This is a genomic window from Mucilaginibacter lappiensis (genome assembly GCF_050433765.1).
Taxonomy (GTDB): domain Bacteria; phylum Bacteroidota; class Bacteroidia; order Sphingobacteriales; family Sphingobacteriaceae; genus Mucilaginibacter; species Mucilaginibacter lappiensis_A.
Genome location: NZ_JBNPWP010000002.1, coordinates 463,713 through 478,101, shown reverse-complemented (window position 1 = coordinate 478,101; position 14,389 = coordinate 463,713). Strand labels below are relative to the sequence as shown.

The 14,389-nt window shown below is 43.0% G+C and carries 9 protein-coding genes; 4 read left to right on the top strand and 5 right to left on the bottom strand.

The features are described 5' to 3' along the window. Positions 1 to 84: 84 nt before the first annotated feature. Entirely contained in the window at positions 85 to 1,518 is a 1,434-nt protein-coding gene (locus tag M2273_RS07425) for a serine hydrolase domain-containing protein (RefSeq protein WP_429394892.1), read from the top strand. Positions 1,519 to 1,725: 207 nt separating this feature from the next. Here M2273_RS07425 and M2273_RS07420 read toward each other — a convergent pair whose 3' ends face one another. From M2273_RS07420 to M2273_RS07410, 3 genes are read right to left on the bottom strand one after another with little or no spacing between them, the layout of a single operon-like run. After that, entirely contained in the window at positions 1,726 to 2,853 is a 1,128-nt protein-coding gene (locus tag M2273_RS07420; RefSeq protein ID WP_429394889.1) for an efflux RND transporter periplasmic adaptor subunit, read from the bottom strand. Beyond that, positions 2,840 to 6,094, bottom strand: a complete 3,255-nt coding sequence (locus M2273_RS07415) for an efflux RND transporter permease subunit (RefSeq protein ID WP_429394887.1) — start codon at positions 6,092 to 6,094, stop codon at positions 2,840 to 2,842. The genes M2273_RS07420 and M2273_RS07415 overlap by 14 nt, the downstream gene beginning before the upstream one ends. A 20-nt stretch (positions 6,095 to 6,114) precedes the next feature. Beyond that, on the bottom strand, positions 6,115 to 7,515 hold the full coding sequence (locus M2273_RS07410) for a TolC family protein (protein WP_429394885.1): 1,401 nt from the start codon (positions 7,513 to 7,515) through the stop codon (positions 6,115 to 6,117). A gap of 90 nt (positions 7,516 to 7,605) precedes the next feature. On the opposite strand from M2273_RS07410, the gene M2273_RS07405 reads away from it, so the two are divergent. The 3 genes from M2273_RS07405 to M2273_RS07395 are packed head-to-tail and all read left to right on the top strand — an operon-like array spanning position 7,606 to position 10,017. After that, positions 7,606 to 8,553: a LysR family transcriptional regulator gene (locus M2273_RS07405; protein WP_429394883.1), complete on the top strand. Its 948-nt coding sequence runs from the start codon at positions 7,606 to 7,608 to the stop codon at positions 8,551 to 8,553. After that, positions 8,486 to 9,754 (top strand): glycosyl hydrolase family 8, encoded by a 1,269-nt coding sequence (locus M2273_RS07400; RefSeq protein ID WP_429394881.1) that lies wholly within the window; start codon positions 8,486 to 8,488, stop codon positions 9,752 to 9,754. Before M2273_RS07405 ends, M2273_RS07400 begins: the two co-directional genes overlap by 68 nt. 41 nt (positions 9,755 to 9,795) lie before the next feature. After that, complete coding sequence (locus tag M2273_RS07395; protein ID WP_429394879.1) at positions 9,796 to 10,017, top strand: hypothetical protein; 222 nt, start codon at positions 9,796 to 9,798, stop codon at positions 10,015 to 10,017. On the opposite strand, the gene M2273_RS07390 is transcribed toward M2273_RS07395, so the two are convergent. Both M2273_RS07390 and M2273_RS07385 read right to left on the bottom strand, forming a co-directional pair. Next, entirely contained in the window at positions 10,001 to 11,314 is a 1,314-nt protein-coding gene (locus M2273_RS07390) for a flavin monoamine oxidase family protein (RefSeq protein ID WP_429394877.1), read from the bottom strand. The two genes, M2273_RS07395 and M2273_RS07390, sit on opposite strands and share 17 nt — an antisense overlap. Before the next feature lie 165 nt (positions 11,315 to 11,479). Beyond that, entirely contained in the window at positions 11,480 to 14,272 is a 2,793-nt protein-coding gene (locus tag M2273_RS07385) for a glycoside hydrolase family 2 protein (protein ID WP_429394875.1), read from the bottom strand. Between the last annotated feature and the right edge of the window lie 117 nt (positions 14,273 to 14,389).

Here is a 14,389-nt window from a genome sequence, read left to right as displayed (position 1 = left end):
ATAGATGCTTCACCATGTTCAGCATGACAAACATTATTTTATAAATAATGAAATGCTTAACTTGAAATCAAATTTATTCGGCCGATGAAGTTTAACCATTCCCATTACTTATACATTATACTCATTATTGTATTTTGCTCATCCACCACCTTTGCCCAAAGCCGCCAGCAGCTTAAAACAGATTCAGTATTCGCACTTGTTCAAAAGTTTTTTAATGCTAAACAAGCCGATTCGCTTTATGCGCTGGGAGGCGACCGTTTCAGGAAAGCATTCAGCCCCGGGGCATTCCGGTCGGTTGCTGATCAACAGCTTTTCCCGTTAAATGATATTAAGGGCTCATCGCTCATCAGTTTTGTTAATAATAATGTAGCTACCTATAAGCTGATATTTGAGGCAGTAACCCTGCAATTGCAAATGGGCCTTGATCAAAATAACAAACTGGATATGTTTCTTTTTCAGCCGTTTAAACAGGTAACTGCGGATAAGATTTCGCAAGCTGCTACGTCAAACAAACTTTTAACCCCAATGGATAAAGAGATTGAAGCGGTTGTGCGGCCCTATATTCAAAAGGCCAATACCGTTGGTTTAAGCATTGGTGTTTTAAAAGATGATAAGATCACTACCTATAACTATGGGGAAACGATAAGAGGGAATAGTAAGTTACCTACTCCAAATACCATTTTCGAGATCGGTTCCATCACCAAAACATTCACCGCTGCTCTTTTGGCGTATTATGTAAACGAGGGTAAGGTGAAGCTAACCGATCCCATCACCAAATACCTGCCCGATTCTGTCACAGCAAATAAGGCATTAAGTGCGGTCACCTTGTTAACCTTAAGCAACCATACATCAGGTTTAGACAGGATGCCAAACAACCTTGATATTAAACCCAGTGATGAGCCTAACCCATATAAAACTTACAACAAGCAGCTGCTTTTTGCCTATTTAAAAACATGCAAGCTTAACAACAAGCCTGGTGAAAGATATGATTACTCTAATTTAGGGATGGGTTTGCTGGGTACTATACTATCACAGATAAGCGGCAAAACGTTCGATCAGATGGTGGCTGATGTGATATGTAAGCCGTTAATGATGCAAAGTACCGCACAGCACTTAAGCGTGGCAAGGCAGGCTAACTTTGCAAGTGTTTACAACGAGACCGGCAACGTTACACCTGCCTGGGATTTTGACGTATTAGCCCCCTGCGGGGCCCTGCATTCGTCTGTAAATGATTTATTGATATATGCCAAGGCCAACATGGTCCCTGTCAATAATAAGCTCGGAAAGGCCTTTGAGCTCACTCACCAGATAACCTTTACCAAAGATGCAAAAATGGGCCTGGCCTGGCACATTATCCTGGTTGATGGTGTGGAGTATTATTTCCACAATGGTGGCACTTATGGCAGCAGTAGCTTTTTAGCTTTTAATACCCAAAAGAACCTGGCAGTGATTGTGCTGTCAAACGCGGCAGAAAGTACCGATGCTATTGGGACCGGTATTTTGAAAAAGTTGCAGTAAATAAGACACGCGTCATTGCGAGGAACGAAGCAATCTCTAAGCTGTACAGGGCGGTTCTGTAAGTCGGGGATTGCTTCGTTCCTCGCAATGATGTGGTGGTTATTTTATCAATACCCCTTAAAACGTTACATCCCCCTCTGCTGGCGCAAAGCGGGATGTAACGTCAATAAATCAGTCAAACGAATTAACTCAATCCAACCCTATCAACTAATTATTATCTTTCACTGTTGATCCGTCCCTTATCTCATCGGTAGCAACTTTTACCAGTTTGTCATCGGCTTTCAAATCGCCGTAAACCTGGATCATGTCGCCTGATGAAAAACCCTTTTTAGCATCAACCCATTGTGCTTTATGGTTTACCACTTTAATTACAAAAACCTTTTCGGTTGAGGTAACCACAGCGGTTTTAGGAACAACAAAAGTACTGTCGCCACCTGGTAAAGGCACATTCACCTCGGCAAACATGTGAGGCAACAATTTTTTATCTTTATTATATACGTCCATTTCCAAACGCTCTGATCTTAATTTTTCGTCAAGCGCACCGGCAAGGCGTTTTACCTGCGCGGTAAATTTTTCATTTGGTAAAGCCTTTACCGTAAAACTTACTTCGCTTTTATTACTTAAGCCGCCGGTTGAGTTTTCTGGTATTGATACCACCAAACGTAACCTTTTCTGGTCCTGCAAAGTAAACAACGGATCAGATCCTTTACCGCCAGGGCCAACATACGCACCTAAGTTTACATTACGGCTGGTGATCACCCCATCAAACGGCGCCCTGATCTCCAGATAAGCGAGGTTGGCAGAAACTTCTGTATAGGCCGATTTTGCAGCTTCAACATTAGCAAAGTCTGAGTTTTTCTTAGCCTCGGCCTGTTCCAGGTCATTTAGTGATACCGTACCTGGAGTTTTACTGGTGCTTAACAACCTGTCATAAGTAGCCTTGCTGGCATAGTACATTGCTTCCTGTTGTTTTATTCTTGATTGTGCCCCTGCCAGTTGCGAATTGATCTCCGGTGCTTCTAAAACCACCAGCAATTGTCCCTGGTGTACTTCAGAACCTATATCAACCAGCAATTTTTTAACATAACTGTTGACCTTGGCAAACAGGTCGACCTGTTGGTAAGGAATCAGTTCGCCGGGAACGGTAACCGTACTGCTCAGCTTCCCTTTTTTAACCGGGGTAAGCTCAACGGAAGGGGTTTCAACAGCTTGTTCCTGTTGTTCTTCCGCGCTTTCTTTTTCTTTTTCTTCTGAATGACAGGCACTCAGTAAGCTACTGATGGCTACCGCTAATACGGCAAGCATGAGGGTTGATTTATTTTTAAGCTTGTTCATGATGATGCAAAGGGACATAAAATTTACTTTCTTTATCTTCAGGGTCTAATGAAACAGATTGAGTGGAGGCATTGCCTTGTACCCAGGCAAAAACCAATGGTAATATTAACAGAGCGGCAAAGGTTGAAGCTATAAGTCCACCAATAACGGCGCGACCAAGCGGCGAGGTCTGATCTCCCCCTTCACCTAAACCTGATGCCATAGGTATCATACCTACTATCATGGCCAAACTTGTCATTAATATCGGCCTTAAACGCAAAGCTACGGCTTCGCGGGCAGATTTTAGCGCATCGCCATTATGCTTGCGCAACTCTTCGGCATTGGTTATCAGCAATACCGCGTTGGATATGGATACACCTACAGACATGATCATACCCATATATGATTGCAGGTTGAGCGTTGCCCCCGTTATTTTAACCAGGAACAATGAACCAAACAATACCGCCGGCACTGTTGACAATACTACAAACGACATTTTGAACGATTGGAAATTGGCTGCCAGCATCAGGAATATCACCAGGATAGCTACCAGTAACCCTGATTGTAAGCTATCTAAGGTAGAGGTTAATGTTTGGCTCATTCCGCGCAGCTCAATGGTTAATCCGCGGGGTAGTTTGCCCAATGAATTGATGGCCTTTTGTACATCATCAGTTGCTGTGCCCAAATCCTTATTATTCAAGTTTGCAGTAACTGACAGTGTAGGTATAGCGCCAATATTATCATTTTCGCCATTGGTTATACCTGTTTTAATGTCTGCAACATCACTTAAAACCGGTCTCGACTGATTGTTTAATACCGGGATCTCCTTAATATCATTTAAACTGGCCATCTGAAACTCAGGTACCTGTACCTGTACCTGGTAACTTAAACCAACCTTTTCATCAAGCCACACATTTTTTTCGGTATATCTTGATGACGACGTAGAAGCAATAAGCGAGCGTGAAATATCATTTACTCCTACACCCAACTGTGCCGCCCTTTGCCTGTCAATATTAATATCGATAGATGGATAATTAAATGACTGGCCTATCTGCGCATCACGCAAGTAATCTATCTTTTTTAGCTTATCCAATACTTTAAAGGCGTACTCCTGATTCTGCAACTTGTTTTTGCCTGATAAGGCAATTTCAATAGGTGTTGGTGATCCCTGACTTAAAATTTTATCGGTTAACTCTATCGGTTCAAAAGAAAGCTTTATACCCGGTAGTTGTTTGTGTATCGCATTCCTGAAACGTTCTTTCAGGTCGTCCAGGTTCTTTACTTTATAATCTTCGGTTAAACTGATCTGCATTACAGCTTCCTGCGGACCTGCCATAAACAAGTAAATAGGGTTTGTTGAAAACGAAGCAGGATGCGAACCAACCATAGTAGAAGTTATGGCAATATGATTTTTACCCACAATCTCTCCCAATATATGTTGGGCTTTCACTGCAATTACTTCGGTACGCTCCAAACGTGTTCCATCTGGTGCACGTAAACGAACCTGGAAAGTACCTGAGTTAACTTTAGGCAATACATCGCGCCCTATGATATTGAACAGTAAAAAGGCCAATCCAAATGCACCAATCACATAAACCGTTACCAAAAGTTTTCTTTTAGGCAACATGCGGTCCATTAAGCGCATAAAACCATCCCTGAACCTGTCAAAGCGGGTTACTTTGCCTCCGGTATGTTCAAGCGCCCTCTTCATGGCTTTTTCTTTTTGCTCCCAGGGTTCGCCTTCATCTTCTAAAGCAAAACCGTCTGCGTGACTGTGATCCTCATGTTTGTTCACCATGATCCAGTTGGCCATGATGGGCACAAAGGTTTGAGCCAGGAAATAGGATATGATCATGGAGAAACCAATAGCCAAAGCCAGTGGCAGGAACAACGCTCCCGGTATGCCGGTCATGGTAAAGGCCGGCGCAAACACCGCCAGGATACAAAACAGGATCAACAATTTAGGAAAAGCTATCTCCTTACAGGCATCCCATATAGCCAAAGCCTTGGGTTTACCCATATCAAAATGCTGGTGAATATTCTCGATAGTTACCGTCGATTCATCAACCAAAATACCAATAGCCAGCGAAAGCCCGCTCAAAGTCATGATATTGATAGTTTGATGGAAAAGCGACAGGAAAAATATGGCTGATATGATACAGGTTGGGATAGTTAATATTACAATTAATGCCCCGCGCCTGTCGCCCAGGAAAAGTAATACCATCAATCCGGTAAGTACCGCTCCAATGGCTCCCTCTTCGGCCAAACTTTTTACCGCGTTTATAACATAAACTGATTGGTCAAACACAAACGACAACTTCACGTCATCAGGTAATAAAGCCTGGAACCGAGGGAGTGCTTTTTTGAGGTTTTGAACCACATCCCATGTTGACGCCGTGGCCGATTTGGTAATTGGCAGATAAACCGAACGTTTACCGTTTATCAAGGCGTAACCTTGGGTAATATCGGCGCCATCCTCAACAGTGGCCACATCATGTAAAAACACGGTTTGGATACCGTTTTTATATAAAGGGATATCGCCAAAATCCGAGATCTTTTTAATAGTGGTGTTTGTTGGCGCCAGGTAGTTATAATCGCCTACACGTACGTTACCTGCAGGGGTATTCAGGTTATTTTCGCGTAAGGCTGCAACGATCTGGTCGGGTGTTAAGTTATGCGAACGCAGCAAACCCGGATCAACTTTAATTACTACTGTACGCTGGTTACCTCCAAAAGGTGCCGGTGCAACCAAACCCGGAATAGATGTAAATGACGAACGCACGTATACCAGCGCATAATCAAGTAATTCGTTGTTATTACGTTTAGGACTGCTCAATACCAGCTGACCTACCGGCAGGGTTGAAGCATCAAAACGTAAAATAAATGGTGGCTGTGACCCTGGTGGGAACGCGGCCTGGGCCCTGTTGGTGTAACTCGTGACCTCGGCCGCGGCCTGGGCCATGTTAGTCCCTTCGTAAAAAGTAACTTTTATTAATGTTAACCCTTGAATGTTCTTGGTTTCGATACTTTTAACACCTGAAACAAATAACAGTAAGTTAACGTATTGCTTACCGAAGTATGCTTCCATCTGGTTTGGGGTAAAACCTCCGTATGGATGGGATACATAGATAACCGGTAAATTAAGATCAGGAAAGATATCTATCTTGATAGTACGTACCGCGTTGATCCCGAAAAAAAACAGTCCGGCTACTATAACCAATATGGTAATTGGTTTTTGAAGCGCCCCTTTTATCATTCCCATTATGTATGTATAATCTGTTATTAAAAATTATTGATGAATATGCCAAAATCGCCGGTGGCAGCCGACTTGAACAGTAAAGCCTGCCATACATTATTTAAAGCTATATAGCGGTCAACCTCGGCCCGGTTCAAAGTAAAAAGAGCCTGCGTAAAATCAACTATATTGGCCAGGCCGTTTTTATACAGGGTGTACTTTTGCTTATACGCATCACTTGCGGCCGAAACTTCAACCGGTACTTCATGATAATTTTTTAAAGCATTTCCTATGCGGGTTTCAGCCAGTATCTCCTGTGCTTCCAGGCGTTGCTCAACAAGGTCATAATCATTTTTAAATTGCTCTGAAGTATATTTTTGGGATTGTACCTGGTAATGCACCCTGAACGGATTAGTCAGGTTCCAGACCATGGCTACACCAAACAGGTAATTATACCGGGTAGGATTAGCACCTGCACCATAGCTGCTGCTGTAGCTGTTTAAATTGGTACTATAATCAGAGTTGAAGCCCGATCCCCTGCCCTGATAAACACCAAACAGGCTGAATGTAGGAAGAGCAAATGTTTTTAAATACTTAGCCTGCTGATCGCTCACACCTATGCGGTTCTTTAAAAACCGTAGTTCCGGGTGATCGCCTAACTGAACGGTGCTTTGTGTACCAAGGTTACCTGGCAGTTTAGTGATAAAAGCACTGTCAAGCACAAAATCCTGCGACGGGATACCCAGGAAAATTGACAATTGATTGCTCTGATCCTGTACCGTTTGCAAAGTGTTGGTTAAAGAAATTTTAGCATTTGATACCTCGGCATTAGCCAATGACGAATCAACTCCGGGATTTAAACCATTTTTAACACGTGCTACTACCACTTTTTGCAAGTCGATGGCACGGTTAAGGTTATCCTGCTGAGCTTTTGCCAGCTGTTGGGCTGCCAATAAATTAAGATAAGTGCTTGCCACTCTCACTTCATGTTGAAATTGTTCCTGTACCAGGTCGGTTTCATTGAGCGAAACTATGGAGCGCTGTACTTTAACCTTTTCAACAGACTTTCCAAAACTAAAAAAATCCCAGCTTACATTGCTGAGATATAGCGAACCAAATGCCGCGTTCCAGTTTTGCTTGGGCAATGTAGGGCCCGACGAGGCCACAGATAAGCCATGATAGCCATACAAAGGCCCGTTTTGGCCGTTGGCAGTTCCGTAATCCTGCTGGGCCGAAATACTTACATCGGGTAAATATTCTGTACGTGTTTCTTTTAAGTTTGCCTTAGCAGCATTTAGCTGATTTGCTTTGGATTTGATGGTACCGTAATTAGCGAGTGCCATTTGTTCAGCATCTTTGATATTTAAAACTTTTTGCTGAGCCTGAGCATGGAAGACAGAAAAAACACCTACAAACAGAAGTAATTGTTTTGAAGGTAGATTAAACATATTGTGTATTTTGTACACAGCAAAGGTATCAGTATTTTACATTATGAAAAAAATGAATTAAATTTGTTACAATCATTAGCAAAACTAATAATGAATATAGCTCTTCATCATTTTCGTTTGGTTGATACCATATCAAAAGAAGGAACATTAACTAAAGCAGCTACGGCACTGCACCTTACACAATCGGCCCTTAGTCACCAGTTAAAGGAGCTTGAAAAGGAGTTAGATATCGAAGTTTTTCATCGCCAGGGTAAAAAATTACATTTGTCTGAGATTGGTTACCGTTTTTTGCGGAGTTCTGAAAAAATAATTGCTGAAATCAGAGGCATGGAAGAAGATATTAATAATTATAAGAACGGCAAAACTGGTAAACTCAATATCAGCATGCAATGTTATACCGCCTACCACTGGTTGCCCGGGGTAATTAAAACCTTTAAAAGCCAATGGCCCGATATTAATATCAACATCGTATCTGACGCCACCCGCCGCCCGCTGGAATACCTGATGCGCGGCGACCTTGACCTGGGTATAGTGCGCACCCAAATGGTAAATACAAAAATAAATTATGAACCAATTTTTGAAGACAGACTGAATGCCATTCTTCCGGCAGATCATCCGCTTGCTCAAAAAGAGGTGATAGACATTTGCGATTTTAGGGACCAGGACCTGATATTGGCTCTTTATGACCCCTCCTACCAGGATACACCGCTTATTGAAACCCTGATACAGGAACAGCACGTAAAACCTAAAACACTAAATCGCATACATTATACCGATGCCACTATTGAAATGGTGAATGCCGGACTGGGTATAAGCGTAATGGCCGACTGGATTGTAAGACCATACCTGGCTAACAGGAATATTGTAGCCAAACCCCTGCACCATAGCGTTGCCAAAAGAACATGGTATGCAGCAACCTGTAAGGATACGCCAGTTATACAAAATTTTTTATCATGCCTTAAATTGTATTTTGCCGAAAATCAAATGTGCATGGAGCAGGAAAGCTTTGAAGAACTACGGGAACTACAAGTGGTTTAATTACCTGCTGCTTTCGCTTTTTATAAGCGGGCAGGTTAATGCACAAGTGGCGGTAAAGCCGTTTCCACAGCATAGTATATATGCCACCGGCACTATAAAGCCCAGCCATTTGCCGCAACAGCAACTGGATAAACAGGTGTGTACTTTTTATGACCAATGGAAAACACACTATGTAAAGCCCGGTTGTAATAAGGAGCAATACTACATTTGGTTTGAAAAAAAAGGCAAGGAATGCGTTTCTGAAGGTCAGGGTTATGGTATGATGATCACGGTACTAATGGCCGGTTATGATAAGGCCGCCAAAACTACTTTTGATGGTCTGTACAATTATTACAAAGCACATCCGGCTAAAACATCCCCCTACCTAATGGCATGGGCGCAAGGTAAAAACTGCAAGGATCTTGACCGCAGCACCGCTACCGATGGTGATATGGATATTGCTTACTCGCTGTTGCTGGCCGCTAAGCAATGGGACAATAAGGGCAGTATCAATTACCTGCAGGAAGCTCTCAATATGATTGCCGCCATCATGCAGCATGAAATAAACCCTAAAACATACGCTGTTTTGCTAAGTGATGCCATTGAGCATGATAGCAAAGATTATTTTGACATGCGCTCGTCAGACTTTATGCCCGCCCATTTTAAGGCTTTTGAAAATGTTTTACAAAACGGAAAATGGCAAAAAACGATCAACAGCAATTACCAGCTTTTTAGCCTGATGCAAAATAAATATAGTCCAGACGCAGGTATAATATCCGACTTTATCAGGGGCATCAATAAAAACCCACGACCAGCACAGCCCAATTACCTGGAATCGCCTTATGATGGTTATTATAATTACAATGCCTGTCGTGTGCCCTGGCGTATAGCAAGCGATTATTTACTATATGGTGATAAGCGCGCAAAAGTGATGGTTGATAAAATAAACCGCTGGATCCGCGAAACTACTGATGGCAATCCGGACAATATTTCGGCGGGATACACACTGGCCGGTAATGATATTAAAGGCAGATATTTTGAAGCGCTGAGCTTTATAGCCCCCTTCACCGTATCGGCAATGGTGGATAAAAGTAACCAGCCCTGGCTCAATAAACTATGGGATTACCTGGTGGCTTTTAAGCTTAAGGATTATGATTATTATGATAACAGCATTAAGATGCTGGATATGATCATCGTATCAGGAAATCACTGGAAGCCATAATATCAGTCTGTTTGTTACTGATAAATTAGTTAAATTTGATTATGCTTACTGTACAAGTAAAATTATCGATAGAAGATATCATAGGTTCTTTACCCAATCTGGAACTAAACGAAGTGGAAAAACTTCAAAGTGCCCTTGCCGATCTAAAAAATGAAATAGCTCTTCAACAAGCGATTAAAGAAGGATTAGAAGACATTAAACACGGAAGAACAACACCTCATGATGTTGTCATGAATGAAATAAAGTCTAAGTACAACTATTGATAAGTAATTTAGCCACATTTTTTCCACTGGTTAATGCTGCTTCAACCGTACCCATCGCAGCGCCTTCATAAAGATATTCTCCTGTGAAAAATATGGTGTTATCAACCGGAGTATTAAGTATTCCGCGGGCGCTGGGGGCATCCACCGTATCATAAGCATAAGAACCGCGGCTAAAGGGTTTGGCTGTCCAGTTAACCACATGCCATGATTTAATTCGCACTTTCAGCTCATCTATACTAAATTTAAAGATATTGGCAACCGACTGCAGACCCTGCACCAATATTTCATTATCACTCAGATCTTTTTTAGCTTCGGCATCCGGGCCACCAATCCAACCGGTAAATATGGTTGAGCGATTAGGAAATTGTGTCCACCAGGTAGGTATATCTTCCTCCGAGAACAGGTAACCCATACTTTTAAGGCTTTTACCCGCCATTGCTTCAGTTTGCTTATTTTCCCAAAAAGCTTCATCAAACTCCAGCACTATTTTTATCACAGCGCCAAAACCCATTTGTTGTATGGCTTCCTGATGCGTTTTAATTGGCGGATGAAATGTTATGCCGCCCTTTTCCCCTCCTCCTGCCTGTAAAACCCCAAGCGGCATAGCCAGTATTATTTTCCCCGCGTGATACGTTATACCATCGGCTGTAATAACATTAACCTTATCCGGTTCCCAGTAAATATCTTTTGCAATGGCGTTTAAATATATTTCGCCGCCATTGGCTTTGCATTCGTTTGCCAGGTAGTTCATCAATCTGCAATATCCATCCTCAATGCGGTGCTGGGCATTTTCATCCTCGTTTTGCCATTCCTTGCGCAGGGCAAAGCAACTGGCTTTTTGGGGGTCGGCGGTATCATAGCCAGATACAAATTGTCTTACAGATGCCCTCAATTCTTTGTATTTATCGCCGGGAAATTCTTTTAGCATAAATCCGTTGATATTTGTATCCTGCTTCAATTTGTTTAGCTTATCTATCAACAGGTCCCAATGTTCAATAAAATATTCGTTGGTGGTAAATTTGCCCTGATCATACCTGTACATTGATGCTGATGCCGGGTTGTATTTAATACCTGCTTCGTTCAACAAGCCAAGTGTAACAGGCAGATCGCCATGTACAAACTCGGCACCCAGCTCTATATGTTTTGAAGATGCACCTTCATGATGCGTATGTATACGGCCGCCAATACGATCCTGTGCCTCCAGTACAATTACTTTTTTACCTGCATTAGCCAATTCATACGCAGCCGTCAACCCCGCCGCGCCAGCCCCTATTATCAATATATCGGCAGTGTTCATAGCATTTTATTTTACAAAGTAAAGTTAGGTTTTGTGTTGACGGATGTGGAGATAATTTTTGTTATACCGGGCAGTGTAAAATCGCGCAGCTAAAATACGAGGATGTGTAGACTTACGAAGTTTTAAAAACTTCGTAAGTCTTCTTTTATAATCTTAATCGCAGTTTTACTTAGCCGGCAATATAATTACTTGTTTATCCAGGTTCCAGCCTTCTAATAGCACAGTTGGTGTTTGGTTGCCTAATTTGGCCACTGGCGCACTTACCGATACGGTTGTACTTTCGTGCGGGGCCAGTGAAAAATAATTACCCGTCCAGTAGCTTGGCATTACCTCTTCAGTGTTCCTCATGAGTTGCGGGCGAACAAAAAATGCCAGTTGGCCGGAGTTATTGGTAAATTGAATGGTCCACTTGCTTTCGCTTGCGCCTTTCTCTGTTTTTAAGACCTTAGCCTGCACCTGCGCGTGTTTCATATCATTTAATGATGTAAAATCGTCATTGGCCGATAGCCAGTAAACATTGTGCGACACCGTTTTGCCGGCTCCATTTTTCAGGTTAAGCACCACAAAACTAACACCCTGTGTACCCGTCAGTATATCTTTTAACTGAATAACTTCCTGTGTGCCGGTTGTAACCAGGCCCACATGTTCAGCTTTTGCTGATTTGATCAGTTTACTGTTGATATCAAAAACATCGGCGGTAGCGATGAGGCTACCCGTAGCATGGTGTGTACGGTTAATAACAGCTACGGATGAGTTATCATAATTATACTGGATATGTACGGGTTCACAGGCATTTTGCATGGCATAGTAACCCGCATTAGGTTCCAGGTACCAGTCATATATTTGCCATATTACGCTGGGCAGGGCCGCGTTAAGTTTCCAGAGCATTACGCCACCTGTTTCATTAAGTTTATGCCCATCGGCCTCAAAAATGCCTTGGTAACCTATGGCGTTCATGAGCTGCATCTTGTCCGAAAAATTGACGATGCTGCTTGGCTTGCCGTACCTTTTTACCATTTCATCATAGTATTTATCATACTTACCCGCGCCTGTAGCTGCATCATGGTATCCCCAGGTATTGTTAAGCGGGAAAGGCAGTGCGGTATCCCAAACCAGGTTGGGTATTATTTTAGGCAAGGTGGTATAAGGCGGCTGCGATGGCAATCCGGTCTCGTCCTTAAATACCCAATCTTTTCCTGCATTAGCCAGCTTATAGTAATCTTTGGGATCTTTCCACTCATAAGGGCCGCCGCTGTAAACACCAGATGGCATATCATCAGGCCATGAGCCTTTCCAACCTGCAGGCAATTTGGCAAAACCGGATGAACTTGGGATGAACGGTCTTGTACCATCCAGTGTGATGATATCATTACGCATCACATCATATAATTCCTTGCGGGCATGCCCTTCATTACCCCCTGTCCACACCAACAAGCTGGGATGGTTACGGACGCGGTAAATGGTACTTTCTATGTTTTTTATAAATACATTTCCTTCCAGCGGCCAATCGGGCGAGCCTTTAAACTCTCCCTGTGTATCGCCGGTGATCCAGAAGTCCGACCATACCATTTGCCCATATTTGTCGGCGGCATTCCAAAAAGCATCGGGTGGTGTAATTCCCCCACCCCAAATGCGTACCAGGTTCACGTTGGCATTACGGCAAAGGTGCAGTTCATAATCATAACGGGCCGAATCGCGGTTTACCAGCATATCGGGTACCCACGCGCCGCCTACCAGGTGCACCCGTTTACCATTTACATAAAAATCGCGGCGAACAAAACCATTTACATCAGTTGCCTTTGACGATACCGTCCGGATGCCGAAAACAAAAGTAGTATCATCGCTAATACTCTTACCATCGGCATATTGCAAATGGATGCGGTAAAGGTTTGCCCTGCCATAACCATTTGGCCACCATAGCTTAGGCTGCTTAATTAACAGCTGGCTAATCTTAGCCGCGTTTAACTCTACCGCTTTAGCCGAATTTGCAGCTACCGCAATAGCCTGGGTAAACTGAACAGGCAGCCCGGCAAAGTTCTCCGGTTTTATGCTGATGGTAAGCTTGCCATTACTTGCAGCCGGAGTATTATTTGAGAGCGTTAGGTTTAAGGATAGTTTGGCTATGCTGGTATCGGGCAGGTTAGGTAAATTAGTTACTAATTTTGGCCTGCCTATAGTTACGGCGCCGGTTGTACGCAAAAAAACAGGTTGCCAAATACCCATGTTACGGTCGCGCACGGGTGGTATCCAGTCCCACCCTGCAGAGCAAAGCATGGTAACGTTTTTACCAATATCGCCGGTTGGACCACCATTTTCATAAAACGGACCTAAAGCTTTTAATTGTTCTTTTGAGGGATAGCCCGGATAATCGAGGGGATATATTTTTACGGCCAGCGCGTTATCCCCGCCGGCATTAATGGCTCCGCTTACATCAAGGTTGTGCTCGGCAAACATGCCTGCCATTTGGGTACTATCGGCAATCTGCTTTCCGTTGAGCCAAACAGCAGCGCGATAATTTATACCCTTAAATATGAGTTGAAAGCTACGGCCTTTATCGCCGGCGGGTACTTTGAATGTTGTACGGTACCAGTATGGTTTTTTCCAGGGATTAGGGTCATTGGGTAAATGACTGTACTGCTCCAGGTTGTACTCCTTGTTAAACTGATCAGATGCATCGGGGATCAGCATATTATTTAAACCCTGATATGGATCGGGATAAATATGATTAGCTACCAAACCGGTAAGCACTGTTGAGGGAACTTTTACCGGGAACCAATAAACCGGCGAATGGTATTGTGTGGTTGATAGTTCGGCCCCGGCAGCACTAATCAGTGCAGAGGATTGCAGATCGAAATTACTTAACTTAACCTGTTTTACCGGTACCGATTGTGCAAATACACCAGCAGGCAGTATGCATATGGCAAAAACACCTAAAGCAGCATGAATAGTTTTTTTCATCAAAAATAGTTTTAGAAATATGCCCCACCGTAAGCGATTGATCAGCATAAAATGCAGGATGCTTACTATGGTTCAAGAGCAATAAATAACAGCCCAAAACTAACTAACCTACAGCAA

Coding starts and splice junctions, on each gene's coding strand:
- M2273_RS07425 (WP_429394892.1), top strand. CDS start 85: ATGAAGTTTAACCATTCCCATTACTTATACATTATACTCATTATTGTA.
- M2273_RS07420 (WP_429394889.1), bottom strand. CDS start 2,853: ATGAACAAGCTTAAAAATAAATCAACCCTCATGCTTGCCGTATTAGCG.
- M2273_RS07415 (WP_429394887.1), bottom strand. CDS start 6,094: ATGGGAATGATAAAAGGGGCGCTTCAAAAACCAATTACCATATTGGTT.
- M2273_RS07410 (WP_429394885.1), bottom strand. CDS start 7,515: ATGTTTAATCTACCTTCAAAACAATTACTTCTGTTTGTAGGTGTTTTT.
- M2273_RS07405 (WP_429394883.1), top strand. CDS start 7,606: ATGAATATAGCTCTTCATCATTTTCGTTTGGTTGATACCATATCAAAA.
- M2273_RS07395 (WP_429394879.1), top strand. CDS start 9,796: ATGCTTACTGTACAAGTAAAATTATCGATAGAAGATATCATAGGTTCT.
- M2273_RS07390 (WP_429394877.1), bottom strand. CDS start 11,314: ATGAACACTGCCGATATATTGATAATAGGGGCTGGCGCGGCGGGGTTG.
- M2273_RS07385 (WP_429394875.1), bottom strand. CDS start 14,272: ATGAAAAAAACTATTCATGCTGCTTTAGGTGTTTTTGCCATATGCATA.